The 15,646-nt window shown below is 65.1% G+C and carries 16 protein-coding genes; 8 read left to right on the top strand and 8 right to left on the bottom strand.

Annotated features, from left to right (window positions below; translation table 11 throughout):
• Positions 1-74: 74 nt before the first annotated feature.
• Together RBJ75_RS22340 and RBJ75_RS22335 are read left to right on the top strand one after the other, a co-directional pair.
• Complete coding sequence (locus RBJ75_RS22340) at positions 75-1,397, top strand: ActS/PrrB/RegB family redox-sensitive histidine kinase (protein ID WP_044408100.1); 1,323 nt, start codon at positions 75-77, stop codon at positions 1,395-1,397.
• 152 nt (positions 1,398-1,549) lie between these two features.
• The gene (locus tag RBJ75_RS22335; RefSeq protein ID WP_044408099.1) at positions 1,550-2,104 is read left to right on the top strand and encodes an ActR/PrrA/RegA family redox response regulator transcription factor; all 555 of its coding nucleotides are present in this window, start codon (positions 1,550-1,552) and stop codon (positions 2,102-2,104) included.
• A 190-nt stretch (positions 2,105-2,294) separates the two neighbouring features.
• Here RBJ75_RS22335 and RBJ75_RS22330 read toward each other — a convergent pair whose 3' ends face one another.
• Complete coding sequence (locus RBJ75_RS22330) at positions 2,295-2,774, bottom strand: MmcB family DNA repair protein (RefSeq protein ID WP_044408130.1); 480 nt, start codon at positions 2,772-2,774, stop codon at positions 2,295-2,297.
• A 195-nt stretch (positions 2,775-2,969) separates the two neighbouring features.
• The gene (locus tag RBJ75_RS22325) at positions 2,970-3,185 is read right to left on the bottom strand and encodes a hypothetical protein (protein ID WP_276156940.1); all 216 of its coding nucleotides are present in this window, start codon (positions 3,183-3,185) and stop codon (positions 2,970-2,972) included.
• On the opposite strand from RBJ75_RS22325, the gene RBJ75_RS22320 reads away from it, so the two are divergent.
• On the top strand, positions 3,180-5,024 hold the full coding sequence (locus RBJ75_RS22320; protein WP_276156939.1) for a methyl-accepting chemotaxis protein: 1,845 nt from the start codon (positions 3,180-3,182) through the stop codon (positions 5,022-5,024). The genes RBJ75_RS22325 and RBJ75_RS22320 overlap by 6 nt on opposite strands.
• Positions 5,025-5,093: 69 nt before the next feature.
• Positions 5,094-5,774 (top strand): MBL fold metallo-hydrolase, encoded by a 681-nt coding sequence (locus RBJ75_RS22315; RefSeq protein ID WP_044408097.1) that lies wholly within the window; start codon positions 5,094-5,096, stop codon positions 5,772-5,774.
• A 78-nt stretch (positions 5,775-5,852) separates the two neighbouring features.
• Here the strand turns inward: RBJ75_RS22315 and RBJ75_RS22310 are convergent, their stop codons facing one another.
• The 4 genes from RBJ75_RS22310 to RBJ75_RS22295 form a co-directional block, all read right to left on the bottom strand.
• Positions 5,853-6,101, bottom strand: coding sequence for a hypothetical protein (locus RBJ75_RS22310; protein ID WP_052628861.1), 249 nt, complete (start codon positions 6,099-6,101; stop codon positions 5,853-5,855).
• Positions 6,102-6,231: 130 nt separating this feature from the next.
• Positions 6,232-6,651: a DUF1236 domain-containing protein gene (locus RBJ75_RS22305; RefSeq protein WP_044408096.1), complete on the bottom strand. Its 420-nt coding sequence runs from the start codon at positions 6,649-6,651 to the stop codon at positions 6,232-6,234.
• Positions 6,652-6,765: 114 nt separating this feature from the next.
• Positions 6,766-9,237, bottom strand: coding sequence for a hybrid sensor histidine kinase/response regulator (locus RBJ75_RS22300; protein ID WP_234707350.1), 2,472 nt, complete (start codon positions 9,235-9,237; stop codon positions 6,766-6,768).
• A 133-nt stretch (positions 9,238-9,370) separates the two neighbouring features.
• Positions 9,371-10,573, bottom strand: coding sequence for a PHB depolymerase family esterase (locus RBJ75_RS22295; RefSeq protein ID WP_044408094.1), 1,203 nt, complete (start codon positions 10,571-10,573; stop codon positions 9,371-9,373).
• A 459-nt stretch (positions 10,574-11,032) separates the two neighbouring features.
• On the opposite strand from RBJ75_RS22295, the gene RBJ75_RS22290 reads away from it, so the two are divergent.
• The 3 genes from RBJ75_RS22290 to RBJ75_RS22280 all read left to right on the top strand — a co-directional run bounded on the left by RBJ75_RS22290 (position 11,033) and on the right by RBJ75_RS22280 (position 12,589).
• Positions 11,033-11,494 carry a DUF2269 family protein gene (locus RBJ75_RS22290; RefSeq protein WP_044408093.1) on the top strand — a complete coding sequence of 154 codons (462 nt, stop codon included), beginning with the start codon at positions 11,033-11,035 and terminating at the stop codon, positions 11,492-11,494.
• Positions 11,495-11,573: 79 nt separating this feature from the next.
• Positions 11,574-12,047 carry a DUF2867 domain-containing protein gene (locus RBJ75_RS22285; RefSeq protein ID WP_044408092.1) on the top strand — a complete coding sequence of 158 codons (474 nt, stop codon included), beginning with the start codon at positions 11,574-11,576 and terminating at the stop codon, positions 12,045-12,047.
• Positions 12,048-12,085: 38 nt separating this feature from the next.
• Positions 12,086-12,589 (top strand): hypothetical protein, encoded by a 504-nt coding sequence (locus RBJ75_RS22280; protein ID WP_234707349.1) that lies wholly within the window; start codon positions 12,086-12,088, stop codon positions 12,587-12,589.
• A 110-nt stretch (positions 12,590-12,699) separates the two neighbouring features.
• Here RBJ75_RS22280 and RBJ75_RS22275 read toward each other — a convergent pair whose 3' ends face one another.
• Positions 12,700-13,818 (bottom strand): FUSC family protein, encoded by a 1,119-nt coding sequence (locus RBJ75_RS22275; protein WP_044416348.1) that lies wholly within the window; start codon positions 13,816-13,818, stop codon positions 12,700-12,702.
• A gap of 97 nt (positions 13,819-13,915) precedes the next feature.
• Here RBJ75_RS22275 and RBJ75_RS22270 point away from each other — a divergent pair, with 97 nt between their 5' ends.
• Positions 13,916-15,283 carry an MmgE/PrpD family protein gene (locus RBJ75_RS22270; RefSeq protein ID WP_044416346.1) on the top strand — a complete coding sequence of 456 codons (1,368 nt, stop codon included), beginning with the start codon at positions 13,916-13,918 and terminating at the stop codon, positions 15,281-15,283.
• Here RBJ75_RS22270 and RBJ75_RS22265 read toward each other — a convergent pair.
• Entirely contained in the window at positions 15,245-15,634 is a 390-nt protein-coding gene (locus tag RBJ75_RS22265; protein WP_044416344.1) for a DUF1127 domain-containing protein, read from the bottom strand. The two genes, RBJ75_RS22270 and RBJ75_RS22265, sit on opposite strands and share 39 nt — an antisense overlap.
• Positions 15,635-15,646 lie beyond the last annotated feature (12 nt).

The raw sequence follows: 15,646 nt of genomic DNA, 5'->3' as shown, positions 1-15,646 counted from the left end.
CGCAAGCGTCGGACCAATCGTCGCGCCGCGCCGGCCGGTTTGTGGTCGGCCCGATGCACGGCTAATGTCGGCGGATGACCGATACCATATCCTCCGACTTCCGCCATCCGCGCCGCCATGTCCGCCTCGATACCATTTTGCGGCTGCGCTGGCTCGCCGCGCTTGGGCAGATCGCGGCGATCTTCGTGGTCGCGCAGGGGCTGGAATTCGAATTTCCCGTCATTCCCTGCATCGCCGTCGTCGGCCTGTCGGCCCTGGTCAATATTGCGCTGCAGGCTGCCTTCAATCCGATGCAGCGAATGGAGCCGATCCATGCGGCGGCGCTGCTGGCGCTGAATATCGCCGAGCTGGCCGGGCTGCTGTTCCTCACCGGCGGTTTGCAGAATCCGTTCTCGTTTCTGTTCCTCGGCCCGGTGCTGATCGCCGCCACCGCGCTGCCGACAAGGATGACGATCGGGCTCGGCATCTTCGCCGCGCTGTGCGCCGCCCTGCTCGGCTATTATCATTTGCCGCTGCCCTGGAATGGCGACGAGCCGGTGGCGCTGCCGTCGGTCTATCTGTTCGGCGTCTGGCTCTCGATCCTGCTGGCGATCGGCGTCACCAGCCTCTACACGTTCCAGGTCACCGAGGAGGCCCGCAAGCTCGCCGACGCGCTGGCCGCCACCGAGCTGGTGCTGACCCGCGAACAACATTTGACCCAGATCGACGGCCTCGCCGCCGCCGCCGCCCATGAGCTCGGCACCCCGCTGTCGACGATCTTCCTGATCGCCCGCGAGTTGGAGAAGACCTCGACCGACGCCACCATCGCCGGCGATCTCAAGGTGCTGCGCGAACAGGCCCAGCGCTGCCGGGAAATCCTCAGCAAGATCACCCAGCTGTCGTCTTCCGGCGCGCCGTTCGACCGCATGCCGCTGTCGACGCTGATCGAGGAAGCGGTGGCGCCGCATCGCGATTTCGACATCACCATCAAGGTGCGGATCGCGGTGGCCGGCGTCCCCGAGCCGGTCGGGATGCGCAATCCGGCGATCCTCTATGGCGTCGGCAACATCCTGGAAAACGCCGTCGACTTCGCCCGCAACATTGTCGAGGTCAACGCCTGGTGGAACGCCGACACCGTGCAGGTCATGATTTCCGACGATGGCCCCGGGATCGCCCCCGACATGCTGCGGCGGATCGGCGAGCCCTACGTCTCGCGCCGACGCAACGCCGACGATCCTCATGGCGCCCATGCCGGCCTCGGCCTCGGCGTCTTCATCGCGCGGACCTTGCTGGAGCGCACCGGCGCCAAGGTCTCGTTCCGCAACAAGGTGTTTCCCGACCATGGCGCCGTGGTCCAGATCACCTGGCCTCGCAGCCGCTTCGAAACCGTGGAGATCCCCCAGGAACCGGACACATAGAGCGTTTTCGAGCGAAGTGGGCACCGGTTGGCGTAAAGAAAACGCTTCAAACAAGAGTAGGGACCGCGCCATCCGGCCGCAGGCCCCGGTCCTTGGCAGCGCGACATCTCGTCGCCATATGATGTCGCAACCGTAATGGAGGATTTCTCACCGTGAATGCCATCCCGGAACTTTCTGGCCATACCGACCGCTCATTGCTGATCGTGGAGGATGACAAGCCGTTCCTGGAGCGGTTGTCGCGCGCGATGGAAACCCGCGGCTTCGCCGTGACCGCCTGCGATAGCGTGTCGGACGGGCTGGCGCAGATCGGCAAGGCGGCGCCGGCCTTCGCGGTGGTCGATTTGCGGCTCGGCGACGGCAATGGCCTCGACGTGGTGTCGGCGCTGAAGCGCGAGCGGCCGGATGCCCGCGCCATCGTGCTGACCGGCTATGGCAACATCGCCACCGCCGTCACCGCGGTCAAAATGGGCGCGGTAGATTACCTGTCGAAGCCGGCCGATGCCGACGACGTGGTCGCCGCCCTGCTCGCCAGCGGCGCGGAAAAATCCGAACTGCCGAACAACCCGATGTCGGCCGATCGGGTGCGCTGGGAGCATATCCAGCGCATCTATGAGATGTGCAACCGCAACGTCTCCGAAACCGCCCGCCGGCTCAACATGCACCGCCGCACCCTGCAGCGAATCCTGGCCAAGCGCGCGCCGCGCTAAGGCCGAGCATCCGCAACAGTGACAGTATTCCGTCATTGCGAGCCGAGGACGGCGCGAAGCGCCGTCCGACAGCGAAGCAATCCAGGAGCCGCCAGCACAGACTGGATTGCTTCGTCGCCGCGCTCCTCGCAATGACGAATTGAAGCCCTGAATACGCATCGCAACGCGCGCTTCAGGATAACGTCGCAGGCTAACTCTCCGCGAACCCCTGCGGATCGTTCAGCCGGTTGAGCCGCTGCGCCGCCGCCAGCGCGAAGCGCAGCATCATCACCTTGCGGGTCGGCGCGGGCAATCGATGTTCCGGTGCCTCGCAATGCAGATAGGCGCCATAGCCGTCGGCCACGATCAGCCCGGTATCAGTCGGGAAAATCTCGCAGGGCAGATCCCGCGTGAACGCAAACAACAGCCGGTCGCAATGGGCGCGGTAGTCCGGCCATTTCTGGTCGGCGCGCAAATCCTGCAATGACGATTTGATCTCGACAATCCAGATCTCACCGCGTTCGTTGAGCGCCACCAGATCGGCGCGGCGCCCGGATGGCAGGGGCAGCTCGCTGACGCAGGCAAAGCCGAGCGAACGCAGCAGCCGCGAGGTGCCGCGCGCGATCAGCAACGCGGTCTCCGATTGCCGGCGATCCGGCGGCGCGACGATGTGAACGACATCCGATTCCATGGCCGGCAGCCTAGCGGATTTCGCGGCGACTTTCACCTCGATCGTGCGGATGCGAAAGCGCGTCGACGACGCGCCAGACATCGATGTGACGCACAGGTGACAATGGCGATCAACTTTCTAACTAATCGACGGTGGCAAGAGTCTTCCGCGGCTTTACTCTATCTTCGGAGTTGGCTTCGTACAACGCCCCATCAGTCAGGCCGTCTCGCTCCGCGGTCGACGGTCTGCGGTTTGTGAAAGGCCGACTTCCAGATGCTCAAAATTCGCGGTCGAAAGGCGAAATCCCCGGCGCGGCGCATCGCGCTGCCCCGGATTGGCCTGCGCGTTCAGATCGCCCTGTTGGGGGTCGTCGGCGTGCTGCTCACCGGCATCATTTGCCTGGCCGGCGTGAAATTCGCCGATCGCATGCAAGCCGAATCCGCGCAGCGGATGGTGTTGCGGTCCCATGTCGTCGCCTTGTCGCGCAGCTATCTCGAAGCCGGCCTGATCGCCACCGCGTTTCTCCGCAAGCCGGAGGAAAAGCTGATCGAGGCCCACAATGCGCTCATGACAGCGGCACAACAGCATCTTGACGCAATCGAAACGACCGTCCAGCAACTGCCGGACGACGACCCGATGAAGCAGACCTCGGCGCTGCGCGCCGGCTTCAGGCTCTATGTGACGCGGTTTCACAACCTCGTTTCGGCACAGAAGGTGCTTGGCCTGACCGAGGCCGACGGGTTGCAGGGCAAGCTTCGGAACGCGGTTCATCAGCTCGAGGCCCGGCTCGTCGAGCTGGACCAGCCGCGTCTGTCCAATCTGATGCTGATGATGCGGCGCCATGAAAAGGATTTCATGTTGCGGGGCGACGAGAAATATGGCGACCAGCTCTCGCTTCGCGCCGATGAATTTCAGGACCGGCTCGCGGCCACCGAGCTACCCGCCGCCGTGAAGGCGGAGCTTACGGCGCTGCTCAAATCCTACAATTTGGGCTTTGCCGGATATGCCGTGACCAAGACGTCGATGAACGAGGAGGTCGACGATTTTCTGACGGTGTTCAATCGCAATCGCCCGACGCTCGACCTTCTGATCAAGACGGCCGACGAGCGCTACCTGGCTTCCGAGGCCCGCGCGACCGAGCTTCGCGAATTCCTGGCGTGGGCGATCGGCGTCGCCACGCTGGGCATCGGAATCTTCGCGCTGATGTTCGGCCAGCGCATCGCCAGGTCGATCGCCCGTATGACCAAGGCGATGCAGCAACTGGCGTCGGGCGAATTCGACGTGGTGCTGCCCGGACTGTCGCGCAGCGACGAGATCGGCGACATGGCGCGGGCGGTGGAGAACTTCAAAGTCAAGGCGAAGCAGAAGGCCGAGGTCGAGGCCGCGGCCAAGATCGATCAGGACAATCTGGCGGCGCAACAGCGCAGGGCCGACACCAATCGGCTCGCCGACGCGTTCGAGGTCGCGGTCGGACGGATCATCGAGACGGTGTCGGCGGCCTCGACACGGCTCGAGACCTCGGCAGGATCGTTGACGACGACCGCGACGCATTCTCAGCAGCTTGCGACCACGGTCGCCGCCGCCTCCGATGAAGTCGCCACCAATGTCCAATCGGTCGCGGCGGCAGCCGAGGAGATGGCACGCTCGGTCAGCGAGATTGGACGGCAGATTCACATCGCGGGCGCGATCGCCGCCAAGGCCGTCGAACAGACCCGCCGCACCAACGAGCAGGTGGTGGAACTGGCCAGTGCTGGAAGCCGGATCGGCCGGATCGTCGATCTGATCCAGACCATCGCCAAGCAGACCAATCTGTTGGCGCTGAATGCCACCATCGAGGCGGCGCGGGCGGGCGAGGCAGGGCGCGGCTTCTCGGTGGTGGCGCTGGAGGTGAAAGCCCTGGCCGGGCAGACCGCGCGGGCCACCGAGGAGATCAATCAACAGGTGGGCAGCATCCAGGCCGCCACCACCCAATCGACGGAATCGATCAGGGAGATCACCGACACGATCCGGCAGATGTCGGAGATTTCCGCCACGATTGCCGCCGCGGTCGAGCAACAGGGCGCGGCGACGGCCGCGATTTCCCGCGACGTGCAGCAGGTCGCTGGGGACACCAGGAACGTCACAGCCAACATCGCCGAAGTGCAGCGCGGCGCCACCGACACCGGGCTGGCATCGTCGCAGGTATTTTCTGAGGCGCACGCGCTGTCCGGCGAGAGCGCCAATCTGAAATCCGAAGTGGCGACGTTCCTGGGATCCGTTCGCGCCGCCTGAGGCCGCCGATCGCCTTGCGGCGCGGTTTTTTGGGCTTGGCGAGCAGGAAAAAATCGGCATTGTACTGGCATGACAGAGCAAACCGACGGCCCCGGCCACAGCGCGGCGAAAGCCGGAGCGGCCATCATTCCGGTCACGCCATTCCAGCAAAACTGCACGCTGTTGTGGTGCGAGACGACCAAAAAGGCCGTGGTAGTCGATCCTGGCGGTGACGTCCCGGAGATCCTCGCTGCGATCAAGCAGGCGGGGGTGAGCGTCGAGCAGATCTGGCTCACCCATGGCCATATCGATCACGTCGGCGGCGCCGCCGAACTGCGCGACGCGCTGAAGGTGCCGATCGAGGGGCCGCACATCGACGACAAATTCCTGCTCGACAATGTCGTCAACAGCGGACGCAGCTTCGGCATGACCGGCGTGCGCGACTTCGCGCCGGACCGCTGGCTCGCCGATGGCGACAGCGTCAAGATCGGCGAGTTGAGTTTTGCGATTTTGCATTGCCCCGGTCATTCGCCGGGCAGCGTCGTGTTCTTCAACGACGCGATGCGCTTTGCAATGGTGGGCGACGTCGTATTCGCCGGTTCGGTGGGACGCACCGACCTGCCCGGCGGCAATCACGCCACGCTTATCGAATCGATCACCAAGAAACTATTGCCGCTCGGCGACGACGTCGGCTTCATCTGCGGGCATGGTCCGGGATCGAGCATCGGCCAGGAGCGCATGACCAATCCGTTTCTGACCGGAGAGATGTGACGGCACAACGCTTGCTGCGCTGGACATCGGCGCAGCAGCCCGCCAGCTAAGCCTGCACTCGATCAGATCGAGGTCGGATCACGCGTGCGTCGAGAGGCTGGCCCATTTCTCGATTTGCGAGGAGGGCACCATCCGCTTTGGCTGATATGGATTGAGCGTGCCGGCATTGGCCGACCAGCCCTTGGCGACGATCTCCATGGCGAAAGCCTTGGCCTCCGCTTCGGACTTGAACGTCTTGGTCGAGCGCACGACACCCGAAGCCCTGTCATCGGACTTCACAGTCGTATCCGGGCCATAGGCCACGTACCAGATATCGGGTTGGGTCATATCGGATTAACCACGGTTTGGGCGTTTAGTTCCGTCGTGATCTTCATTTCGACTTGCGTCGAATACGGGGGCCGCCCAGCTTGGACGGCCCCCGTACGCTAGGTACAACTACGAGTGATACGAAATCCGCTTACTCGACGATCTCGACGATCCGCCGGGTCCGCGGCTCGACCAGAACGGTGCGGCCATTGACGACGGTGTAACGATATTCGTGAGCATGGCCGTATTGTTCCGGCACTTCGTAATAGCTCAAGCCGCTCTCCGGCAGAACGGTACCGACGCGCACTTCCTGCTCGTACCGATACGAGGGGCGCTTCTGCTCGACCACATAGGTGCGAAAGCGCGGACGCTCATCGACGCCCAGGATGCCCGCAACGCCGCCGACAACGCCACCGATGGTGCCGCCGACAATCGCGCCGACTGGGCCGGCGGCCTTGCCGCCTTCGTGGGCGCCACGTTCAATGCCGCCGGGAACGCCTTGGGCATGAACGATGGCAGGAGCTGTCATCGTGAGGACAACGGCGGTGGTCGCGATAAGGCGGCGAATCATTTTGAACTCCGGGGGGTCGTGGAATGTGCATGACAAGTCGCCGCCCCCCGGGGAGTTCCACCGCCCGCGTGGCGAAGCCACGAATATTTTCTTAACCCGTCGCGCCGCGCGCTGCTACGTCGCGACCATGTCGCGAACGCGCCGCGCCAGCTCCTCCAGATCGAACGGCTTGGTAATCATGTCCATGCCGGGCTGCAGGAAGCCCTTGGCGATCGCCGCGCTTTCGGCATAGCCAGTCATGAACAGAACCTTCAGCGCGGGACGGAGTTCAAGCGCCTGGTCGGCTAGCTGGCGACCGTTGATGCCCGGCAGTCCGATGTCTGTCAGCAGCAGATCGATCCGCTCGCCGTGCCGCAGGGACGCAAGTCCCGAAGGCCCGTCGCACGCTTCCAATACGCGGTAGCCCCGGTCCCGCAGCAATTCAACGACGATGCCGCGGACCACCGCCTCGTCCTCGACCACCAATATGGTTCCTCCGGTTGACGGAGCCGACGCAGCGACAGCCGGCATGCGCTCGACGGCTGCGGCGATGGCGCCGAGCTGGCGCGGCAGATAGAGCCTCACTTCGGTTCCGTGCCCCGGCTTGCTGTCGATCTCGGCGTGGCCGTTGGATTGCTGCGCGAAGCCATAAATCATCGACAGACCGAGCCCGGTGCCCTGGCCAAGCGGCTTGGTGGTGAAGAACGGATCGAAAGCCCGCGCCACAACCTCGGCGCTCATCCCGGCGCCGCTGTCGGCGACCGCGACGCAGACGTAATCGCCTGGCCGCAGCGCCGGCGCATCGGCGTTGACCGACGTGAACCGGACATTGCGCGTCGTGATCGTGATCCTGCCGCCCTCCGGCATGGCGTCGCGGGCATTGATCACCAGATTGAGCACCGCGCTTTCGAGCTGGTTCGGATCGCACAGCGTCAGCCACAGATTGGCCGCGGCGACGATGTGAAGGTCGATGGCCTCGCCGATGGTCCGGCGCAGCAGATCCTCCAGCGACACCACCAGCTGATTGACGTCGACCGGTTTGGGGATCAGCGGCTGGCGCCGCGCGAAGGCCAGCAGGCGGTGGGTCAGCGCCGTGGCGCGATTGGCCGAGGTCATCGCCGCGCTGATATAGCGTGGGATGTTTTCGACGCGGCCCTGATCGAGCCGGACCTGCATCAGGTCGAGCGAGCCGACGATGCCGGTCAGCAGATTGTTGAAGTCGTGGGCGATGCCGCCGGTCAGCTGACCGACCGCCTCCATCTTCTGCGACTGGCGCAGCGCCTCCTCCGCCGATTTCAGCCGCTCCGCGGCGGCCTTCTCGGCGGTGATGTCGCGGGCCACCGCATAGATGGCGTTGGCGTCGGACACCGCTACCCAGGAGAGCCAGCGATAGGACCCGTCCTTGTGGCGAAACCGGCTTTCGAATTTGACGCTGATTTCGCCGCTCCTGAGCGCCTTCGATTGCCCGCGCGTCAATGCGGCGTCGTCGGGATGGTCCAGCCAATCGGAGGTGCGGTTCAGCAATTCCGCCTCGCTCCAGCCGAAGGTCTTCGTCCACGCCGGATTGACCGTGCGCCACACGCCATTGCGGTCGGCGACGAGCAGCAGGTCCTGCGACACGTCCCAGATCCGGTCGCGCTCGCGGGTCTTTTCCTGCACCCGCTGCGCCAGCGTGGCATTCAATTGTACCAGCTGATCGGCGAGTTCGCGGTAGGCCTCCTCGCTTTGCCGCAGCGCCTGTTCGGCGACCACCTGTTCGGTGACGTCGGTGTGGGCGCCGACCAGCCGGATCGCGCGGCCTTGATCGTCGCGCTCGATGATCGAGCGGACCGAGATCCAGCGGGTCTGGCCATCGCTCGGGCGAATGATCCGGTATTGCGCGTGATATTCGCGGACGTCGCCGTCGACCGCCTCGCGGAACTGGTGCTCCGCCGCCGCGCGATCGTCGGGATGGATCCGCCGCACCCAGTCCTCATGGGTTTCCTCGGCCGCCTCCGGCGGCAGGCCGTGCAGCAACAGATATTCCGGCGAGCGCCGGTTGCGGAAGCCGTCGCGCAGGTCGACCTCGAGCCCGCCGATCCGGCCAATCTGCTGCACCCGCGTCAGCTCGGCCTCGCGTTCGCGTAGCGCCGTCGCCGCCAGATGCTCCTTGGTCACGTCGCGACAGACCACCAGCACACCGCCGACCGAATCGTCCTGATCGATCGGGCTGTAGCCATAGGTCCAGTACACTTGCTCGAGCCGGCCATGACGCGTCACCGGGACCAGTTGATCCTCGTTCCAGGTGGCGCCGCCGCCGCTCATCACCTGCTCGATCTGCGGCCCGATCACGTCCCAGATTTCCGCCCAGCAGTCGCGGCCACGCTGGCCCAGCGCGCCAGGGTGGCGCTCCGGCCCCATCGTCTGGCGATAGGCGTCGTTGTAGAACTGGATGAGATCCGGTCCCCACCAGATGAACATCGGGTGGTTGCTGTTCAGCAATAACCGCAAGGCAGTGCGCAGGCTCTGCGGCCAGCGCTGTGGCGGACCGATCGGGTTCGATGACCAGTCATAAGCGCGCGTCAACGCGCCCATCTCTCCGCCGCCGGTGAGAAAATCACCGGCCATCGCTCTCTCGGGATCCAGATCCAACATTGAACAACGATCGGTTAGGCTGCGGCCCATGCGCAGTGCCGTGGAGCCTAGCATCCGCGGCGACCTGCGCAAATGGCGCGACCTCCGCTACTGCCGAGACCGATCGTTACTTCATCAGACCCGCAGCAGTCAGCGCCCGAGTGATCACGCCGTTGATATCGAGCGCGCGCCGCCCCGGCGGATCGCGCTGATCGGCGCGGCGATCGCCCTTGGCGCGCACCTTGTACGCCTGTGCGATCTCCTCGACCCGCTCCGGCTTCGGCGCCACCAGGTCGGGCATCGCCACCGCCTTGGTCTGCGGAATTATGGTCTGCGGAATTCGCTCGGTGAGACCGAAGAAGCTGGCGATATGGTAGGATGACGAAATCCCGACCTCGAGCAGGAACGCGCCTTCGACACCGTAACGTTCGTCATTCGCGGCGAGCCCAAGCGGCGTGCCATGCGGCATGCTGGTGATGGAATAGGATTCGATCACCGTCTCGCCATCAGCATTCCACCAGACCTGCCGCGGATAGCCGTCGACGATGCCTTCCGACATTGGCGCGGCCGGCAATTGATGTAGGTCGAGCCATTGCTTGACGATTTCGTCGGCGTTGGACGGATTGACGGTGCGATCGGCGCTGCCATGCCACACCGACAGCCGCGGCCATGGCCCCTTATGCGCGGAGGCATTGCGCACCAGATCGCCGAGTTCGCGCGCAGAGTGCGCCGGCGAGCGCATCATGCCGCTCAACGCCTGTTGGACATTGCTGGCGATGCCGAACGGCAAGCCGGCGATGATGGCGCCGCCGGCAAACACCTCCGGATAGGTCGCCAGCATCACCGCCGTCATCGCGCCGCCAGCCGATAGGCCGGTGACAAAGATCTGATCGCGGTCGATCTGATGCGTGCCGGCGACGTGATCGATCATCTGCCGGATCGACGCCGCCTCGCCGCTACCGCGCGTCGTATCCTCGGGCACAAACCAGTTGAAGCAGCCATTCGAATTGTTCGCGGATTTCTGCTCCGGCATCAGCAGGGCGAAACCAAAACGCCGCGCCAGCGTCGACCAGCCGGCGCCAATCTCGTAGCCGGCGGCGTTCTGGCCACAGCCGTGCAACACCACCACCAGCGGCATCTTTCCCGTAACGCCCTCGGGGGCGAAGGTGAACATCCGCAGATCCCCAGGATTTGGCCCGAACTCCGCGGTTTCGACCAGTCTGCTGCCCGCGCCGGATGGCTTGCCACCCCACAGCGACGGATCCAGCGCACTGATTCCGTTCATTTTTCGTAAGCGGTTGAGAAAATCGATGTTGCGGCTCAATGACACGGCGGCTCCTCGTCCAAGTGTAAGGCAACCCAGTCAGCCCGATATAGTTGCTGCACTGCAAAATAATAATGATTCGGGAAAATTGTTGGCGCGCAAAATCACACACTGTTTCACCGCGAGAGAGGCACCGCGACAGAGCCACGGGCAACACCATCGCGCCCCACTGTGTCTGAGGGCCGGACCACGGCGCGCGCAGCCTCGACCGGCGGACAATTTCCAGCTCAACGTGGCGGGCGCAGATTGCCGCGATCAGGGCGATGGAGCGCCGCCGCGGCTGCAACGAACGCCGCTTTTTGATGCGATCCCTGCGCGACTACTGCGACCAAAGTCCAAGCCTGGCCACCAGCTGCGTGCATTTGACATTTGCGGCGAAAAACCCGAGCAAAACCGCTGGCGAAAACCGGCAATGCTCCCTCAACCGCCTGCGCTCGGCCAGGCAGCAGGCGTGGATCAGTTCGAATGTACGACGTGTTCAAGGTGCTCCACGTGGTCGGCGTGGTTATTCTGGTCGGCAATGTGACGATCACCGCGTTCTGGAAGGTGTTTTCCGATATGACCGGCGATCCGCGCGTGATCGCCCATGCGCAGCGCGGCGTGACGGTCGCGGACTTCATCTTCACCCTGGCCGGCATCGTGCTGATCATGATCGGCGGCTATGGCGCCGCGATCCTCAAGGATCTGCCGCTGTTCACCTCGCCCTGGCTTGTCGCCGGACAGATCCTGTTCGCCGTCTCGGGGGTGATCTGGCTCGGGATTCTGGTGCCGCTGCAGATCAGGCAAGCGCGCGTGGCGCGCTCCTTCGCGCAGGGCGGCGAGATTCCGGAGGGCTACCGCCGCGACGCCCGCCTCTGGATTATCTGGGGCGTGATCGCCACGGTGCCGCTGGTTGCCGCGATCTATGTGATGGTGGTCAAGATCTAGCGCCGGGGCCGCCCACTTCGCGGGGCGCCGCTCCCGCATTAGGGTGATGGCCGACGCCCGCGCGCAGCGAGAACGACGGATGCAGATCGATGCGGTCGAGCCGGATGTCGATGCCGATGCGTTGTTGCCCGGCGCGCAATTCATCGACGCCTTTCGGGTCGAGATCCATGATCCGACACTCGATGCCCGCCACGCCGCGATCCGGATGATCGAGCACGGGCCGCGCTGGATCGACGCGCTGATGGCGCTGCGCAACCTCATTGTTGCACCGTTCGGATTGAAGACCCCGGCGCCCGGCAAATCGGCCGCCGGCGACCGCATCGGGATCTTTCCGGTAGTGAGCGAAACGTCGGAGCAGATCGTCGCCGGGTTCAACGACAGCCATCTGGATTTCCGCGTGGTAGTCAACGTCGGCCACGGCGCGACCGGCCGCAGCGTCACAACCTCCACGCTGGTGCTGACCCACAATCGGCTTGGCCGGGCCTATCTGGCGACCATCATGCCGTTCCACCGGCTGGTGGTGCGCTCGATGCTGCGGCGACTGGCGGATTGAACAGACGACGGAACTTCGGTCAGACTTGGTGGTTGCCGATGGTGGACAATGACAGCACCCAGACCGATGAAATCGGTACACCCGACGACACCAAACTCACTCTGGCGCGGGCGTTCGACAGCGCTTGGGAGCGCTTCCTCGAACGCGAGGGCACCAAGTCGGGCACCGACCTCAATCGCAAGCGGCTGGCCGGCCGCATCGTCGCCGCCGCCAAATCCGGCGAGGCCGACGAGGCGATGCTGGCGGAGGCGGGCCTGATCTATCTTAGCGTATTGGCCGAAGCCACCCGCATCGGCAACGAGCCGCAGTCGGTCGAGCAGCACGCCTTCGTTCCGGAACCGCAAGGCGCGCAGGCGTTCGGACCTGACACGATCGCCGCGATGTCGGCCGCGCTTGAACAGTGCATGCAGGAACTGCCGCTGCAAACGCCGTCGAGCGTGCTGAGCTTTCTCACCAACAGCATTCTCGAAGAGGCATCGCGGGGCGAGCGTGACCCTGAGCGACTGAGCGCGAACGCGCTGGAAGCCCTGCGCAATCGCTAGCGCGTTTTCGAGCGAAGTGGAAACCGGTTCGCGTGACGAAAACGCGTCAAAACAAGAATCTAGAGCTCCGGTTCTGATTCTATCAGAACCGGAATAGCTCTAACGCCTGATCAGGCCGCTGGAGGCTTGGCGACAAGCAGGCCGGGCTTGGCGCGCTCGGCCACCCTCATCTCCAGATCACGAAAATTCTGATGTAGCTGTTCGAGCGCAAAGCCGAGCGCGAAGAACCGCTCGATCATCTCGCCGGACATCGGCCGGACCAGCCCATCCCGCCGCACTGCCGCGACCTCGGCCGCATAGGCATCCAACGCGGCGCGGACCGGCGCTAGAGGCGGCGGTCCCTGCTGTTCGCGCAGCGCGGCGGCGCTGGCCGACAGATAGGTGGTGGCTGCGGCGCGGACGCCCTGCAGCGACGGCCCCAGGCGTTCCTGCAGCGCCGGCGGCAGCGGGCTGGCAGCGGCGCGGCCGACAATCACCAGATCATGGCGCAACCGCAGGAGATTTCGCAGCTGCGGCGCCGGGTCCGGCCCCCGCGACAGGCCGGTGGCGCGCTCGCGCTGGGCCTCGGCGCTGATCCCGGTCAAGGTCACCAGCGCCTGGCCGATGCCGTCCTGCAGCCGGTGCAACGCATCGGTGTCGTGGCCGCCGGTCAACCCGGCCAGCAATTCGCCAAGCGCCACCGCCATCAGATCGAGCGCGCGCGCCGCGGCCGCGATGGCAAGACCCTGGGCGCGCGATGGCAGAATGAAGAACGACACCACCAGCCCGACCACGGCCCCGACCCCGACCTCCAGAACCCGATCGACCGCAGAATCCAGCGGATTGACCGGCGTCATGGTCGGCACCAGCAGGACGATGATCGCCGTGACGGTGGCGATGTTCAGGCGGGGCTTGACCGCCGCGAGCAGCGCCAGCGGCGCGACCGCCAGCACCAGCACGCCAAGCAGCGCCAGTTCGCCATGATGCGGCACGAAAATGGAGATCGCGCCGCCATAGAGCGCGCCGCCGACGGTGCCGATCAGATAATCCGCCGCAACCTTCAGCGAGCCGCCGACGCTCATTTGCGTCACGATGATCGCCGTGAGCACCGCCCATAGCGGCAGCCGCAGATGCAGCGCCAGCCCCGCCGCCAACGCCGACGTCGCCGCCAGCGTTACCCGCAGCGCCAAGTTCCATTGCGGCCGACGCGGCCGTAGCGGCGCGAGATGTCGCGCCCAGAATTGTTTCATAGGATCATACCAAATCGGCGGCTGCTGCGAATCTGCTTGGTATGGCAGCTTGAACGCCGTCCGGCCAGCGCCTAACGTGGCGAAAAAGGGAGCCCAAATGGCCAACGAGACCGCAACCCTGGCCGGCTACGTCGCCGCGCTGAAATTCGACGACATTCCCCGCGACGTCGTTTCCCGCGCCAAACTGTTGACGCTGGATTTTCTCGGCAGCGCGATCCGGGCGCGACGCGACGCCGAATCCACCCCGGCGCTGCTGGCGATGCTGAAGGCTCTTTCGCTCGACGGCGACGGCGACGCCACCGTGTTCGGCGACACCAAGGGCTGGACCCCCGCGGTGGCGGCCTTGCTGAATGGCGCGCTCGGCCATTCGCTGGATTTTGACGATACCCACGCCGATTCGTCGCTGCATCCCTCGGCGCCGGTAGTACCCGCGGCGTTTGCGGTCGGCGAGATGGTCGGCGCCTCCGGCCGCGAGGTGCTCACCGCGATCGTCGCCGGCTATGAAGTGTGCTGCCGGCTCGGCAATGCGCTCGATCCGACCTCGCATTACGCCCGCGGCTTCCACCCCACCGCGACCGCCGGCACCTATGGCGCCGCCGCCGCCGCCGCGAAGCTGTTCGGGCTGTCGCCAGATCAGATCGTGTCGGCCTTCGGCGTCTCCGGCAGCCAGGCCGCCGGTTCGCTGCAATTCCTGGTCAACGGCGCCTGGAACAAGCGTTACCAGGTCGGCGCAGCGGCGATGAACGGGGTGATCGCCGCGACGCTGGCGCGCAATGATTTTCTCGGCGCGACGCAATCGGTCGAGGGCATTCACGGGCTGCTGGTCGGCTACAGCGACAACGCTCATCCGGACAAGGCGGTGGCTGGGCTGGGCTCGGTCTACGAGACCATGAAGATCGGGGTGAAACCCTATCCGAGCTGCCGCTACACCCATGCGGCGCTGGATGCGCTGATCGCGATGCGGCGCGAGCACAATCTGACGCCCGATCAGGTCAAGCGGGTCGAGATCGGGCTGCACCGCAACGGCATTACGCTGACCGGCGACGCCGCCACCAAGCGGCACCCGACCTCGATCGTCGGCGGCCAGTTCTCGATGTTCTTCACCGGCGCGGTGGCGCTGGACCAGGGCCGGTTCGGCTGGGATGATTATGCCCGGCTCGGTGATGCGGCGATCGATGCGCTGGCCGACAAGTTCGAGGTGGTGCAGGACGACCGGCTCGAGGGCAAGACCCATCCGTTCGGCGGCCGGGTGACGATCACCACCGATGACGGCGTCCACGAGCGGATCTATGCCGATCCGTCCGGCGAGCCGACCTCGTTTCCAAGCGATCAGGCGATGGCGGAGAAATTCCTGCTACTGACCCGCAGCGTGCTCAATGGCGGCGCCGAGAAATTCGCCGACGCGATCCTGACGCTGGAGAGCTATTCACAGATCGGCGAAGCGACAAGGCTGGGGCAACTTTAGCTCATTGTCCCTGCCGCAACGGCGCGCAAGCGAGCCGCCGCCGGGGCGGTTGAGGTCGCTCGCGCGGCCACGGACAATCGCCGCATCGATATCGTGGTGCCGGATACCGAGATCGCGCAGCTCGTTGTCGCTCATCGCCCGCAATGCATTACGGGCCTGCTGACCAAGCCAGAGCCGGCGCCCGATGCGCCAGAGCATCCTCACGCCGCCCCACGCCGCGACAAACACCTTGCGGATCGCCCGATCCCGCTCGGCATGGCTCTGCGCGATGATGGTCCGTCGCAGCTCGGTCCATTGCTGCGGGGTCAGGTCGCGCAACCTCCCAGGATAGCGATGATCGTCGTCCGCCATGGGCGTGCCTTT

Origin of the sequence: Rhodopseudomonas sp. BAL398 (genome assembly GCF_033001325.1) — a bacterium.
Lineage (GTDB): Bacteria > Pseudomonadota > Alphaproteobacteria > Rhizobiales > Xanthobacteraceae > JARJEH01.
Note: the sequence above shows the minus strand (reverse complement) of the source record. Positions and strands in the feature narration are given on the sequence as shown.